Source organism: Ruegeria sp. AD11(2025) (genome assembly GCF_056542405.1).
In genome coordinates this window covers 25,807-39,775 of the sequence record NZ_JBQFZU010000024.1, presented here as the reverse complement: position 1 = coordinate 39,775, position 13,969 = coordinate 25,807, and the positions used below count along the sequence as shown (strand labels likewise).

Below are 13,969 nucleotides of genomic sequence, written 5' to 3'. Positions count from 1 at the left end.
CAATGCTCTCGCAGTTTCCCACCCGCGCGAGAGCTTAATGCATGGCGGCGGCAACCTCGCGGATAGTTTTCATCACAGATTTTCTATGATCTTCATTCAATGCCGATGCATGCGGTCGCGCCAACTGACCTGAATCGTTGTCGAAGTATTTGCCGGAAGCATCGGCAAACTCAGAATCCAGTGCGGCACGGCACAGGATGTCCGCGCCTATCCTCATATCATTTCCTGCGACGCCAAATCCCTCTTTCACCATCTTGGAAGCAAGCAGCGAGCCGGGATTCACCGCGATGACAGACGGACCATTTGGTAGCGCTCTTGCCAGTTCCTGAGACCAGATGGTGATCGCCAGTTTGCTTTGGGCATAGGCCCCAAAGTCGTCCAGCGAACCATAACCAGCCATCGCCTTTGCATCGACCGGAGCTTGTGCCGCAGACGACAGGTTAACTATGTGGCCATCCTGCGGGATGATCGGCAGCAGTCGTTGCGTCAACACCCATGGCGCGAACGTATTGACCACAAAGCGAACGTCGAAGCCATCCGGCGTTCGCGTATTGGCTGTCTTGTAGACACCAGCATTGTTGATCAGGACATCTATGCGGTCGTGTCGGTCAAGAATCTCTGCCGATAGCGCTTCGACATCACTTAGCTTTGAAAAGTCTGCGACAAAGCTTTCAGTCTGTCCACCGACTTCCGTGGCCGCCACCTCAAGCTTAGCTCGGTTTCGGCCATGTAGCAGAATTCTATGTCCCAGTGCCGAGAGGGTTTTGGCAGTCAAGAGACCGAGGCCGTCGGTTGATCCGGTGATGAGAATTGTCTTGGACATGGTTCATTCCTTTGCTCACAAGTCAGGCTTCGGATGGTTGAGGACGGACTGCCCTTTGAAGTTAGTATTCATCTGACCTTTAATGGCCGAGCGTGTTTTAAGCTCGCATTAGGTGTTTGCCTGGCTTTTCGCTAACTTTTCAGAAGCGAACAACTGTTCTGCTCTCAAGGCTCTTTCGAATAGAATGGACACTTGGATCCTCAACCAAATCGACTGCACTGTGACCCACTGAAGGCAATCCTTGGTTGTCGTAGATATTGAACAGGACAATCTCATCCGGGGTCATGCGTGATTGATAAACCCATTCATGTGCGTCACTCGCCGCCAGTCCCATGATGTGGCCACGCCGGTCAGGGTAAATCAAGTCAATCAGAATCCAATCTTCATTTGTGACGCTGGATGGGCGAACAAAACCAAGCGGTGCGCTATTGATCGGGTTTTCGACAGGGCGCCAGATATTGATGAAGGCAAAATGCCCCGTGACCCATTCTGCAGCTTTGTCTGACCCGAGAATGTCTACCAGTCGCTTTTCCGCCCCTTCAGTGCTGTAGTCGCTATGAACATTCCGGGCAGGTTTGCGATCAGAGTCAGGGTCATCGACTCTTAATGTGTGGTCGAAAACAAAGACCTCTTTGGCACCCAAATGCTGGGTAAGCACATCGGTTAATTCGCGATCATAAAGCTGTTGCCAATCGTTTCCATCTTCAAACGAAGTTACATCGCTGGGTGATGTGACAAACAAGACGCCGTCTGTTTCGAAAGAAATAGCATCCTCGGACCCCCGAAGGTCTCGGAGTGAAATTTCCGTCGCAACAAGTTCTGGTGAGATCAGATTTCCCGCGACACCTCCGGCATCGATATGAAACGCCTGCCTCGACGTACTGTGGACGTGGTAATTGACGGTTGCAGTACCCGGCATAGTTTCCTCCTTATTTGCTTCAATTTCGGACCTCGATTTCGGAATCGAATTGCGTTCGCATCTCGCTCCGCTTTTGGCTTGCTTTAAAGATACGCATTGAAGAATGAATAAAAATAAGCCATCAAAAGATTGATAATTCGGATTTTGGATATAATGTGATGGATACAGAAAGCCTTCGCCTGTTTGTTCTTGCAGCTGAGAAACTCAACATTAGCGCAGCGGGGCGCGAACTCGGTTTTGCACCGGCTGTAGCAAGCGCCCGGCTTGCCAAGCTTGAACACACATTGCGTGCTGACTTGTTGCACCGTTCGACCCGAAAAGTTTCGTTATCATTGGAAGGCGCTGAATTTCTGCCCTACGCCCGGGAAATTCTGGCGCAGGAGAGTGCTGGCCGCGCCGCCTTGGGTCAGGGACAAACTCAGCCCACAGGAACACTGCGCTTTACCGCGCCCAGCACTTTTGCCCAGCTCTACATCGCGCCAATCCTGCCAGAATTCGTCCTGCAATACCCTGGGGTTAATCTCGACCTTCGTCTGTCCGACAGCCAATTCAACCTGATTGAGGGCAGCTATGATTTGGCCATTCGGAACTCAGCGCTCGAAGATACAAGCCTCAAAGGCCGCAAGCTCGCTGACGACAGTCGCGTACTCTGTGCCTCTCCTCGATATTTGGCCGAGCGTGGGACACCGACAGTGCCATCCGATCTGATGGACCATGACTTGATCGCATTCAGAGATCAGGAGCCGCGTCCTCTCACCAGTTCAGACGGTTCATCCGGAGAATTTGATCCCCGCGCGGCCCGCTGTCAGCTAACCTTTGACGATGGCCACAGCCAGAAAATCGCCACGGTTGCCGGAGCAGGTATTTCTATGAATTCGCTCTGGAGCGTCCACCGTGAACTGTCAGAAGGCAGTCTTGTTCAGGTCTTGCCAGATTATCGGGTGACCGACGCATCTGTGTTGTGGCTTGTCTATCCGAAAGCAAACGTCTTGTCCGCTAAGGTTCGTGTTTTCATGGATTTCCTGTTGGAACAGATTGGAAGGATGCCAAGTTGGGAAACGTCCTGAGTTTAGGCTTAATGTAGAAGTCCCTATTGATTGTCATGCTTTCGAAGATCATCAGAAAGTCTTCAACCTCGATTCCGAAGGAAGTTCTGAGAAACTGTTGCTTCTACATCTTTCGAACCGAAAGCCCCCAGAATGGCCGTGAAACAGATGTGGCGATGAAAAGAACACGACGAGTTCTTTGTGTGTATCTTGAGTTGGATTGACCCTTGGTTTTTGCCACGCGGCGAATGGCTACATCGGCGGGCGACGCCGCAGCATCTTTTGCATTAGGTCAATGGCAGCTTTGGGCCGAACACTTGAGCCAACCGTCGCGCAAGCATGCCTATCCAATACGGAAGGAAGCGTTCACGTGGCAAGCTCGTTGCATTTGTTCCCGTATAATGCTGACCTTGCCGGACAGATGCGTGCAACCTGTGTGCGCCGATCCGAAAGGACAGCCTATGGTCGATCCCGGTCCGGTAAATCTACAATACTTAACCAACCCGCTTTTGAACAAAGGTACTGCATTTTCTTTGGCGGAACGAGAAGAGCTTGGATTGTTGGGCCTTCTTCCACCGCACATCGAAACACTCGAAACCCAGGTAGACCGCGTCTATGCCGCCTTTAAACGTGAGGAGACATCGCTGGACAAGCATGTCTATCTGCGCGGTCTTCAGGATGACAACGAAGTTCTGTTTTACGCTCTTTTGGTGCGGCATCTGTCCGAGATGATGCCGATAATTTACACACCAGTTGTAGGTGACGCCTGCAAGCGTTTCAGTGAAATCTACGATCACCCACGCGGATTGATCATTTCGTACTCTGAGCGTGACCGGATTGATGTCATATTGGACAACGCCATTCTGCCATCCGTCGAAGCTATAGTCGTCACCGATGGAGAACGAATTTTGGGTTTGGGCGATCAAGGCGCGGGCGGCATGGGAATTCCGATTGGTAAACTCTCGCTTTATACTGCTGCTGGCGGAATTAGCCCGTCTGTGACACTCCCGGTGGTTTTGGATGCTGGCACCAACAATCAGGAGCGGTTGGAAGATCCCCTTTATATCGGCTGGCGGAATGAGCGCGTCAGTGGGGATGACTATTTCGATTTTGTCGATCTCTTCGTACAGGCTGTAAAGCGCAAATGGCCGGATGTGTTGCTGCAGTTCGAGGATTTTGCACAACAACATGCCGCACCATTGCTTGCGCGGTATCGAGATCAACTCTGTACATTCAATGATGATATTCAGGGCACGGCGGCGGTAACGGCAGGCACTTTGCTGGCTGCCTCAGATGTCACTGGCATTCAGCTAAAGGACGCCACTATTGCGTTTCTCGGCGCGGGTTCTGCAGGAGTGGGCATCGCTGAGCAACTGGTCCAACTCATGGTCCGTCAAGGATTACCCGAGACCGAAGCCCGCGAGCGCATATTCATGGTGGACCGGAACGGGCTGCTAACCGATGCGATGACAGGCCTTCTGCCGTTCCAAAAACAAATTGTCCAACCTCTTGCTAAAGTGGGGAGCTGGTCCGACGGTGAAATTTCACTTCTGGACGTGATAAATCGGGCCAAACCCAACATTTTGGTTGGTGTCAGTGGTCAGGCGGGCTTGTTTTCAGAGGAGATCATTTGTGCAATGGCAGCCCAGACTGATCATCCAGTCGTGTTGCCCCTTTCGAACCCGACATCGCGAATTGAAGCTGTGCCTGCGGATATTATCCACTGGTCAGATGGCCGTGCAATGGTCGCCACCGGCAGCCCGTTTGATCCCGTTGTCTGCAACGGTAAGACGCACCATGTCGCGCAGTGCAACAACTCGTACATTTTCCCAGGTATGGGGCTGGGTGTGCTGGCGGTGGGCGCGCGCCGCGTAACTGACGGGATGTTCATGGCCGCCGCCGAGGCTTTGGCCACATTATCGCCCGCAAAGTCCGATCGCACTGCCAGCTTGCTGCCGGATGTGGGGAACATTCGTCAGGTCAGCAAAGCTATCGCCTTTGCCGTTGGTCGACAGGCGCAGTTGGATGGGGTTGCGCCCGAAACCACAGAGGATGACTTGAAGGCGGCGATAGATGCGAAGTTCTGGATCCCGCACTATGGGGAGATCGCGTGAAGCCGAACCGCGTTGGAATGGCCGGGGGGCTTCTGTTTGTTCATTCAGAATCCATTGAGGCTTTTGTTGGGAATGAAACGCAGCATCTGCGCGTGGTCCAGATTGCGACGGCTAAGCCGCCTCACGGCTGAGCGGCTTTTGCATCGCAGCACAAAGGGCACCTACCAGCAGGATCGCAGAGGCTACGATCAAACTGTCCCCTATTTCTCCGGTTATGTCCCCAATGACGCCAGCCCCGATCGGCCCCAGTGCCTGTGAGATTGCAAACATCACGGTAAAGAAGCTTATGGTTGCACCCCAATCCGGTTGTTCAACATTCTTGCGGACAAAGCTGGTTACAGCAGTAGGCGGCATAAACACTGACAGTCCGAACACTAGTGCCGACAAAATCAATCCATATCCGGTTGGAACCAGGATCGGCAGGGCTGAACCTAATGCGACTCCGCTTAGGATCAGCGCCAAAGGTACTCCGGATGAAAAGCGAGCCAGCACCCCGCGCCATACAAACGGAGACCCCATGATACTGAACCCAAGAACCATCCACGTTGCGGTGGTCAACAGGACACTGGATTGCTGCTCCTTCATCCAGACGGAGATAAAAGTGACGTAGACAATGTAACCCAGTCCAAACAACGCATACCCGCCGAGTTCACCCAGCATTCTGCGCACCGGTGGGATGGAAGGTAGTGCGGCGTCGTGTTCGGTTTCGTTCAATCTGGTTGCAGCCCAAATCGAGAGTGGGCAAATGACCAGGGCTGCCAACCCGACCCCGATCCATGCCCAGTCCCAATACTGTGGCCCGAATGCGTCCAACATACCGGGAAGGATAGCGCCACACAACGCGATACCCAATCCTCCGCCACCGCCAAAGTATAAGGCGATAGCCAATGCATTTCTTCGGGCGCTGTTCTGGAACAGCGATGCTGCCAGGACGCCGCCTGATACAAAAGAAAGAGCACCAAACAATCCCACCAATGTACGGCAAGCAGTTTGAAATACGAGGTTCTCATCAAACCCGGTCGCCAAAAGACACAGTGCGGTCGCTAAAGTGCCGCTTGCAAACAACCGCGAAGGCGAAATATGCCGGATTAACAGAAGTGTTAGAATCGAACCTACTATGTAGCCAATCGAATTGGCCGTATTTAGCCAACCAGACTGAGTGAGACTCCAGCCAAGGCTACTTTTCATTGATGGCAGAATAAGGCCGTATGCAAAGCGACCAAAGGCGTTGGAAATGCTGACCCCGAGCGCGAGGCCCAGCAATATGAGCCATGGGTTGGTAGGTTTCCCCGCGGACATGGGTACCCTTTCCAGTTGAATGAACACCGTGCCCCAATGTGCTTTGTCGTGCAATCCTAGCCGATCTGCCCAGGCCCTTTGCTGTTCAAATTAGACAATCTGAGATTGAAATATGTTGTGGTGCAACTTCCGACCAATCTGTCCACGCGTCGTGGTTCCAATTGACTGGCGCCTGTGCCAACACGGAAGGCGGCGCAAAAACGCTCCACACTTCGGGTCTGTGACAAAGAGCAGTTTTGAACGCTCTCAACGCTCACGCGAGCGGAGACCAGGGAGATACTGCATCGCACTCCAGATCGGCAAAGAGCCCGCAAGGAACGTACACAGTCGGACAGAATAGGCGACTCCCTCTGCTTGCCGCCTGTGGCCACCGCTTAAAACCCCATGGCAAGCCGTCCGACTCCTTGAGCCAACCGCCAAGCGCGTCACAGCACATGTGCAGCACCACTTTCTTCCGCCGCCAAGCGCTTCAACGCCATTCGGTCAAGCTTGCCGCCCATGGTCAACGGCAGAGCTTCCACTACCCGAACCATGTCCGGCGCCTTGTATCCAATACGCTCTCTCGCAAAGTCGATAATCTCACCTGAGCGCACCAGCTTGGCGCCTTCGGTCAGGCTCACAAACCCCCAGACGTCTTCCCCGTGCATTTCGTCTCGCACTCCAACCACAACTGCTGCGGCAACGGCTGGATGTGCTGTCAACGCATCCTCCACTTCAGTCGGGCTGATATTCGATCCGTCATGTACGATGATCTGCTTTCGTCGCCCCCGGAACCAGAAATAACCGTCTTCGTCCCGCCGCATCAAATCGCCGGTGTCGAGCCAGCCATCCCGAAAAGCCGCTGCAGTAGCTTCCGGATTCTCCCAATACTCCGTCATTATGGTCGGGCTCTTTACCCAATGCCGCCCGTCTATACCCACGGGCACTTCATCATCAGCTTCGTCGCGAAGCGCCGAGACATAGCCCGGATTATTCAACCCAACTGCACCGAGCTTTTCAGCGCCCCCGTGGGTGTTGGAATGCGACGTCCCCATTTCGGTCATCCCATAAAACGCCCCAATCGGTACACCGGCTAATGCGCCGAACGCGTCGACCAGCTTCTGAGAGGGCTTGTCTCCACCGGCCATCATCGTTTGTAGTGAGCGAAAGTCTTCGCGCTTCGCCCCGTGTCCTGTGAGTAGCGCCGCCAAAGGCGCAGGTAGGATCTGTGCCACCGTCGGCCGCGTCTGCCGCAAGAGCGCCAAGAGCTCGTCGGGTGTGAACCGCTGTGCAACATTCGTTGTAGCACCGGCCCAAAGCCCTGCAAACGTCAGTCGCAATCCTGCGGTATGCGAAATCCACGAGGCTGGTAGCACTACGTCCTCGGGACCTAGGCCCAGCCCTTGTGCATTGCTCGCTACCATATATCCCATACTGGCTTGGCTATGTGTCACGCCTTTGGGTTTTCCGGTGGTCCCAGAGGTAAAAAATATGAACGCTGGAACCTCGGCTCCAACTGTCGGCAGCGTCCCTTCGCCTTCTCCTGCCAGCAAATCCTCGAAGGCGAGCGCTCCGGTCAATTTGCCGCCATAGGAAATCATTCCAACAGGCAATTGCGCTACGCCAGGAACTACGGCCACATCCTCGGCCCGTTCGGCATGAGCGAATAGCGCCACAGGTTTCGCCAATCCTAATGCATAGTCGATTTCCGCGGCCGTGTAACGATAGTTGAGCGGCATCGCCACGAGACCCGCCCGCATACAAGCCAGGTAATGGATCACAAGTGCTGCCCGGTTCGGCATGATCGACGCCACTCTGTCTCCCGGGTTTAAGCCCAGGCTCAGATACCTCAGCGCAAGCCGTGTACAGGCGGTATCCAACTCGCTCCAGTTGAATTTCTCGTCCAATGCGTACAGCGCAGTCGCCTCGGGATCCGCTGACAATCCCCGTCGAAACAGGTCCGTCAAATCCGCTGTTACGGTCAGCGGTGGTCCGGATACCGGCATGTCCTTCTCCTAAAAATCCAAGCCGTTCTAAAGTCTACACCACGTCGCCTAGGCTAAGAAGCCCCAGCCAATCGGCCCGATACACCGGCACCATAGTGTGTCCTAATCATTTTAATGATTGGTCGCGCAATGAACGCAATCGTAAACCTAATCGCATGATCAAATGGTCTTACCGACACCGGTAGTTATTGGTGACCGGCGGAAATGCGTGTTGAGCGAAAATTGTCTCATCGGCAGGTAGAGTTGGTATTAGACTCCGGCAAAGCTCAGAATCTTTGCCTGCTAATCGACCTCCTAGGGTCACTAGACCGAAAGGCTGAATCAAAATACAAAAAAGGTATGCATCTGACAGAAGCCACACCTGTCCATCTGATTCATGTGGACCCGGACGTCAACATGGCCCGGTTCTATGGAATAGAGTTGCAGCCGACGCTATTCGGAGAAGTTTCCGTTCTTCGCAGCTGGGGTCGTATTGGAACGAATGGGCAAGCCATGATGGTGACCTACAACGACGAAAGTCAGGCCGCTGAAGCGCTCCGTAAACTCGAAAAGCAGAAACGTCGTCGAGGATACGTTTCAGTGAGCGAGTAATTCCAGGCAACTCTTGGAAAAGTGGATTAGAAACTTCTGGAAGATGGTGATTGTCGGCAAGGGACCGGCTCGCCATGTTGAACAGGGCCGCTAAACCAAAGTGGTGCGTCGCCTTCTACCCATGGCGAGTACTTGTTCATTACGTGCGAGAAAGCTTCGCTTATTAAGAAGCGATCCAGCCATGCAATCAAATTCGGCCATTCCTGAGCGTCAAACCACTGCCTGTCTATATGGGCGAACTGGCGGACAAAGGGCAGGAGTGCAAGATCCGCGAGGGTTGGGCGATTTCCGAACAGCCAAGTCCGCCCGGTCAACTGTTTGTCGAGGTTGACCAAGTAGCTTGCAGCTTCCTTTCGCTCTGCTGCATGGTCGATTTCCGGATAGCGTGTGGCGTACTTAGTGTGATCCAATGCAGCCTTGAACGGGCCATCATTTTCCTTGATCAGATCCCACCCTTCCTGTGGCATGTCCAAAAGCCGCTGCGGGTCATTTTGTTCAAGAGCCCAGATCATGATATCCAGGCTTTCGTCAAAAACCTTATCCGGAAGGCGAAGTGCAGGAACGGTACCGGTTGCAGAGGTCTGCAAGAAGGCTTGCGGCTTGTCCCTTAGAAGAATTTCACGCAGCTCAACTTTGACACCCGAACTTGCCAACGCGAGGCGTGCCCTTATTGCAAAAGGGCAGCGGCGAAAGGTCCATAAGATTGGGTGATGAGGCATATGAGGATTTACCTGCAATCTGCCGGCTCGGTCAAACCCTTCCTCGACTGTCAGGTTGAAGCTTCCGCTTTCATGCCACCAGGTCCGGCCAAGCGTTCCACCGTTTCGCAAATATCGGCCACCGTGGCCGTCGGTTTCGGTATAAACCGGGTCTCGTCGCCATTACGGAGTTTTCCTTTGCACACCTGATATGCTTCTGCCAGTCCCGTAGCCAAGGCACCATCAATATCGCTTTCAGCATCGTCGCCGATCATGGCTGCCTGCGCAGGAGAGAATCCGGTAGTGGCAATAGCGGCTCTGAAGAACCCGGGATCTGGATTGCCCGGCAACTGAGCCCGGATGCAGGTAGCGTGTTCAAACGCTAAAACATAGCAGCCAGCATCAAGGTTCAGTTGCCCATCCTGATCCATAAAAATGCGGTTGTTAACGAGGGCGACCAAGAGCGCTCCCTTCTGCAGCAATTGGTGTGAACTGTTCATGTTTTCGCAGGAAAATTCTTGAGCGGCATCGCCAACAATAACGGCGGGCCGCGCGAGCCGTTCGCCATTCCGGACCGGACCTACGTTCGCGCAGCAGCGGTGGTTCGGATTAGCCCATTCTTCCGATCTTTGCGGGACGGCCGAATGGCGGCAACCCGAGCCGGTCAACCTTGAGAGACGACACTTAGTTCAGAATGTCGGCTATTGCCCCTATCAGGTTCAGCACTTCGTGCGTCTCCCGGTTTACTTCGTAAACGTAGTCTCCGGCGCGCACATAGTATCCGTTTCGCCTCAGACCATATCGGACGGGGTTGTTGATACGCGCATACCCATCATAGATGTAGTCCCCAACCCGGTATCGTTTGACTTGGCCGGGTGGCACGCATGGGACTGTTTTCTTAGCCAAGCCGGGCGGGCACTGTCCGGTTTTGGATTTTGCGAGAACAGGCTGCAGTGTTGTATGCGCTGCGGCACTCTGTTTGGGCCCAAGAGGCTGCGAGACGAAACTGGCACTCGCAACCGATGCGGCTTGAATAGCGAATAACGTTGCCACAATTCCCAAGGTTGATTTCATCTCTGGTGCCTCGCTTAGCTTTGTGTCTTGATAATGCTTCTCGTCGGGAATTGACCAATTCCTGGGCAGAGACCTGCCTGCCGCTGACCAATTCTCCTGCGGCGCAGTGGATCACTCGGCACGGTGCTCTCAATAATCGACCTGCCAATCCGCCAAAGTTGATGGGTGCAAAACAAGAGGTGTTCGGCCAAAACCCTTTGTTTTTATTTCGTGAACAACATTAACCGAACGTGAACAGTGTATTCTCAATGTGTTCAACCACGCTGGGGCATAGTGGCCTGGTTATATTGAACGGAACGCAAGTTGTTTGGTTGACAACAAGGGGATTAGCATGATCAAGCCTACCTTTGTGACTGAAGACCGCAGCACGAACGCTGCGAAGCAGACCTCTGGCAAAAGTACCGAAGAGCGTCAGACAACCAAGATGAATTCGAGCACTGGTCGCTTCCCTCCTATCGAAAATGCACTAACACAAATCATAAAAAACAAGCGGCTATCCGAGGCTCACCAAAACGTCAGTAGGCTTATCAGTTGACCCCCCGGAACAATTCTCGATATTCGTCCTAAACATCGGAATTGTAACCTGAATCCCGTCCCAAACCTGGGGCGGGATTTCGTTTTGTCCAACATCGCGATCAGCGGATACCAATGCCGACACTTAAACACCCATGATGCCTCTGGCCCGACCGGGCGTCCGTAGGTGTGAAAGACCAAGAGCGGTCTAAACCCTTTCGGCTACAGTCCCAGAAGCGATTTGACCTGTTCTTCAACAGCGTCGGTGACAGGTTTGTTGGCCGCTGCTTCCAAGGCTTCACGCTCGGCCAAGTCTTGCTCTTCAACAAGTTCCGTCAGTTCCTCCACCTCTTCGACAGTTTCACTATAGTCGATGGTGGCCTGTCTCTCGTCGTTCAGATCCTGAGCTTCTTCGATCGAGTCGTCCAAAGCGGCTTGGGCCTCTTCAAGTTGCGCTTCGATCTCTGGATCTGTGCCGCCGGCGTCTTCCAGCGCCTGCTCGAGATCCTCAACGCGCTTCTGGTTTTCATGGACTTCGTTCAGGGCAACCTCCAGGTCTTCCTCGATCTCAGAAACGGTCCGTTCCGGTGGCTCCAGTCCGGTGAGTTCTTCCAACTGTTCCGCAAGTTCCTCGCGCAGCGGCTCGCCTGCCAACACGGTATCGCGATAATTTGCAATTCGGCCGACGCGCGAATTGGGGGCTGCGTTTGCCAGTGCAGTCTCGCTGGCGTTGGCCGCGTTCAAGGCGCCCAGTTCAGACGGGTGAGCACCTAGCAGCGCAGCCATAGTGTTGCCTTTGGTCCGGACGGTGGGACGAATGGACTCCTCCAAAATCACGGTTTTCGACGGCTTGTGGTAGGTCCTCTGCTTTTGCCTGACACCATTCGTGGTCGCGCCTTTTTTGGAGGTGGCAACGGTTCTCGATTTACCTTTGCCGCCGAAGATGTCCTTCAAGGAAAAACGGCCACCCTTACCTGAAGCAGAGCGTGAGGACTTGGACTTCGATTTGCCGGCATTTCGGTCACCTCGGCTCTTGTCAAAACCGTTCTTTCCGCCTTTGTTGCCAACAGCGCCATGGTCGCCACGATCTCCTTTGGCAGAATTCCCTTTGCCGCCGCCGTTACCCTTTCCGCCGCCGTTGCCGTTGCTACCACCATTTCCGTTGTCGCCACCCTTGCCGTTTCCGCCACCGTTACCTTTTCCGCCGCCATTGCCATTGCCTTCCTTTGCAAAGGCAACGTCCGGCACGGCGACGGTGGCTACGAAGGCTGTTGATCCCAGCAAGGCAATCGCGATTGTTGAGGCTTTTAGCAGTCCGCAGTTGGTGGTTTTCATATCAATCTCCCCAAGCCACACAGCAACACCCATCAGCACATTGATTTTGGTCGCTATGGTCGGCAGTTGGATTCGGGCTCGAATCATTGAAGGTCGTCACTATTTAGTCCTAGGTCGCTTGAACGCAGGGCTAACTGCCTGTTCATCATCGGTTCATGTCCGGCCATATAGTTTTGATCAAAGGTGTGTGAGGGTACTATGCAGACCAAAGCGCTTTTGCTGGTTGCAGCTTTGCTGACTGCCTTGTCCGGAGGGCAAGCGGCCGCAGGCGCACGTGAACTCAAACAGTCTGAACTGCGCAAGGCGACGCTGTCGGGCAGCGCGATCCGGTTGAAGCGCGTCATCAAAGGCGTGGAAAAGGCATTCGGTGGAACCCCTGTCGACGCCCGTGCATTCAAAACGGACACGGTCTACTACCGTATTCTGGTTAAAAAGCAGGGTGGTAAGATCATAAGCGTGATCGTGAATGCCGAAACCGGAACAGTGGTTCCGAACCGTTCAAGTGTCGGGCGCGAGATTTCCGAGGCCGCTCGCTCCACTACAGCCAATTCCAACAGCAATAACGGTCAGAACGCCTCTGCTACCCGTGGGAACAGCGCAAGCGGAAGCAATGCAGGCGGCAACGGAAACGGCAATGGCGGTGGTAACGGCAACGGTGGTGGAAATGGCGGCGGTAACGGTGGTGGAAACGGCGGCGGCAATGGTGGCGGAAACGGCGGCGGCAATGGTGGCGGAAACGGCGGCGGAAACAGTGGCGGAAACGGCGGCGGAAACAGTGGCGGAAACGGCGGCGGTAACAGTGGTGGAAACGGTGGCGGTAACAGTGGTGGAAACGGTGGCGGCAAAAAATAGAGTGAAGCTGATGCCGGTTTGATTGTAGTCTCTGGATATGCGAATACTTCTTGCTGAAGACGAACCCCAGCTCTGCGAACAAATCAAAAAATTGCTGGGTGCCGAGGGTCGCGTTGTGGATGTGGCGAACAACGGCACCGATGCCCTGCATCTCGGGGCGACTGAGCCTTACGACATGATCATACTCGATATTGGTCTTCCCGAGCGTGACGGGATTTCTGTGTTGCGCGAATGGCGTAATGCGGGCGTCAAAACACCCGTGTTGATCTTGACCGCCAGAGACGGTTGGAGCGAACGTGTCGACGGCCTGGATGCGGGTGCGGATGACTACATGGCCAAGCCATTTCACATGCCCGAACTGGCCGCGCGGGTACGTGCGATCCTGCGGCGACAAAGTGGGCAAATGAATCCGGTGATAGAAATGGGCGATGTCTCGCTGGATACGCGGAACGGTCGGGTCAGTGTCGGGGGCATTCCGGTTGACCTGACGGCGCAAGAAATCGCGGTTCTTACCTATCTGGCGCACAACATCGGTCGCATGGTGTCACGCACAGAGTTGTCCGAACACATCTACGAATACGACGGTGACAGGGATTCCAACACGATTGCCGTATTCGTCACGCGTCTGCGCAAGAAACTGGGTTCCGATTTGATCACGACGGTCAGAGGACGCGGCTACATGATTGATCCTACCTGATGCTATCGCTGCGCCAGCGGGCC

The 13,969-nt window shown here is 54.2% G+C and carries 13 protein-coding genes; 5 read left to right on the top strand and 8 right to left on the bottom strand.

What is annotated here, in order from left to right:
* Nucleotides 1–34 precede the first annotated feature (34 nt).
* Both ACR1XY_RS18810 and ACR1XY_RS18805 read right to left on the bottom strand, forming a co-directional pair.
* On the bottom strand, nt 35–823 hold the full coding sequence (locus ACR1XY_RS18810) for an SDR family NAD(P)-dependent oxidoreductase (RefSeq protein WP_480595449.1): 789 nt from the start codon (nt 821–823) through the stop codon (nt 35–37).
* Between the two features lie 139 nt (nt 824–962).
* The gene (locus tag ACR1XY_RS18805; protein WP_480595448.1) at nt 963–1,742 is read right to left on the bottom strand and encodes a CmcJ/NvfI family oxidoreductase; all 780 of its coding nucleotides are present in this window, start codon (nt 1,740–1,742) and stop codon (nt 963–965) included.
* A gap of 158 nt (nt 1,743–1,900) precedes the next feature.
* Between ACR1XY_RS18805 and ACR1XY_RS18800 the strand changes: the two genes are divergently transcribed.
* Both ACR1XY_RS18800 and ACR1XY_RS18795 read left to right on the top strand, forming a co-directional pair.
* Nucleotides 1,901–2,809, top strand: a complete 909-nt coding sequence (locus ACR1XY_RS18800) for a LysR family transcriptional regulator (protein WP_480595447.1) — start codon at nt 1,901–1,903, stop codon at nt 2,807–2,809.
* Between the two features lie 206 nt (nt 2,810–3,015).
* A complete protein-coding gene (locus ACR1XY_RS18795; protein WP_480595446.1) occupies nt 3,016–4,902 on the top strand; it encodes an NAD-dependent malic enzyme in 1,887 nt (628 codons plus the stop codon).
* Nucleotides 4,903–5,013: 111 nt separating this feature from the next.
* Here the strand turns inward: ACR1XY_RS18795 and ACR1XY_RS18790 are convergent, their stop codons facing one another.
* Nucleotides 5,014–6,255 carry a YbfB/YjiJ family MFS transporter gene (locus ACR1XY_RS18790; protein ID WP_480595445.1) on the bottom strand — a complete coding sequence of 414 codons (1,242 nt, stop codon included), beginning with the start codon at nt 6,253–6,255 and terminating at the stop codon, nt 5,014–5,016.
* 371 nt (nt 6,256–6,626) lie between these two features.
* Nucleotides 6,627–8,186, bottom strand: a complete 1,560-nt coding sequence (locus tag ACR1XY_RS18785; protein WP_480595444.1) for a class I adenylate-forming enzyme family protein — start codon at nt 8,184–8,186, stop codon at nt 6,627–6,629.
* Between the two features lie 204 nt (nt 8,187–8,390).
* Between ACR1XY_RS18785 and ACR1XY_RS18780 the strand changes: the two genes are divergently transcribed.
* On the top strand, nt 8,391–8,777 hold the full coding sequence (locus ACR1XY_RS18780; protein ID WP_480595443.1) for a WGR domain-containing protein: 387 nt from the start codon (nt 8,391–8,393) through the stop codon (nt 8,775–8,777).
* A gap of 26 nt (nt 8,778–8,803) precedes the next feature.
* Here ACR1XY_RS18780 and ACR1XY_RS18775 read toward each other — a convergent pair whose 3' ends face one another.
* The 4 genes from ACR1XY_RS18775 to ACR1XY_RS18760 form a co-directional block, all read right to left on the bottom strand.
* Entirely contained in the window at nt 8,804–9,496 is a 693-nt protein-coding gene (locus ACR1XY_RS18775) for a glutathione S-transferase (RefSeq protein ID WP_480595479.1), read from the bottom strand.
* A 50-nt stretch (nt 9,497–9,546) separates the two neighbouring features.
* Nucleotides 9,547–9,936 carry an HAD hydrolase-like protein gene (locus ACR1XY_RS18770; protein WP_480595442.1) on the bottom strand — a complete coding sequence of 130 codons (390 nt, stop codon included), beginning with the start codon at nt 9,934–9,936 and terminating at the stop codon, nt 9,547–9,549.
* A 223-nt stretch (nt 9,937–10,159) separates the two neighbouring features.
* The gene (locus ACR1XY_RS18765; RefSeq protein ID WP_480595441.1) at nt 10,160–10,357 is read right to left on the bottom strand and encodes a hypothetical protein; all 198 of its coding nucleotides are present in this window, start codon (nt 10,355–10,357) and stop codon (nt 10,160–10,162) included.
* Nucleotides 10,358–11,284: 927 nt separating this feature from the next.
* Complete coding sequence (locus ACR1XY_RS18760; protein ID WP_480595440.1) at nt 11,285–12,397, bottom strand: hypothetical protein; 1,113 nt, start codon at nt 12,395–12,397, stop codon at nt 11,285–11,287.
* Nucleotides 12,398–12,595: 198 nt separating this feature from the next.
* Between ACR1XY_RS18760 and ACR1XY_RS18755 the strand changes: the two genes are divergently transcribed.
* Both ACR1XY_RS18755 and ACR1XY_RS18750 read left to right on the top strand, forming a co-directional pair.
* On the top strand, nt 12,596–13,249 hold the full coding sequence (locus tag ACR1XY_RS18755) for a PepSY domain-containing protein (RefSeq protein WP_480595439.1): 654 nt from the start codon (nt 12,596–12,598) through the stop codon (nt 13,247–13,249).
* A gap of 37 nt (nt 13,250–13,286) precedes the next feature.
* Complete coding sequence (locus tag ACR1XY_RS18750) at nt 13,287–13,946, top strand: response regulator transcription factor (protein ID WP_480595438.1); 660 nt, start codon at nt 13,287–13,289, stop codon at nt 13,944–13,946.
* The last annotated feature ends 23 nt before the right edge of the window (nt 13,947–13,969 follow it).

Excerpts from the sequence above, each read along its gene's own strand:
- ACR1XY_RS18810 (WP_480595449.1), bottom strand. The coding sequence starts at position 823 with ATGTCCAAGACAATTCTCATCACCGGATCAACCGACGGCCTCGGTCTC.
- ACR1XY_RS18805 (WP_480595448.1), bottom strand. The coding sequence starts at position 1,742 with ATGCCGGGTACTGCAACCGTCAATTACCACGTCCACAGTACGTCGAGG.
- ACR1XY_RS18800 (WP_480595447.1), top strand. The coding sequence starts at position 1,901 with ATGGATACAGAAAGCCTTCGCCTGTTTGTTCTTGCAGCTGAGAAACTC.
- ACR1XY_RS18785 (WP_480595444.1), bottom strand. The coding sequence starts at position 8,186 with ATGCCGGTATCCGGACCACCGCTGACCGTAACAGCGGATTTGACGGAC.
- ACR1XY_RS18780 (WP_480595443.1), top strand. The coding sequence starts at position 8,391 with ATGCGTGTTGAGCGAAAATTGTCTCATCGGCAGGTAGAGTTGGTATTA.
- ACR1XY_RS18775 (WP_480595479.1), bottom strand. The coding sequence starts at position 9,496 with ATGCCTCATCACCCAATCTTATGGACCTTTCGCCGCTGCCCTTTTGCA.
- ACR1XY_RS18760 (WP_480595440.1), bottom strand. The coding sequence starts at position 12,397 with ATGAAAACCACCAACTGCGGACTGCTAAAAGCCTCAACAATCGCGATT.
- ACR1XY_RS18755 (WP_480595439.1), top strand. The coding sequence starts at position 12,596 with ATGCAGACCAAAGCGCTTTTGCTGGTTGCAGCTTTGCTGACTGCCTTG.
- ACR1XY_RS18750 (WP_480595438.1), top strand. The coding sequence starts at position 13,287 with ATGCGAATACTTCTTGCTGAAGACGAACCCCAGCTCTGCGAACAAATC.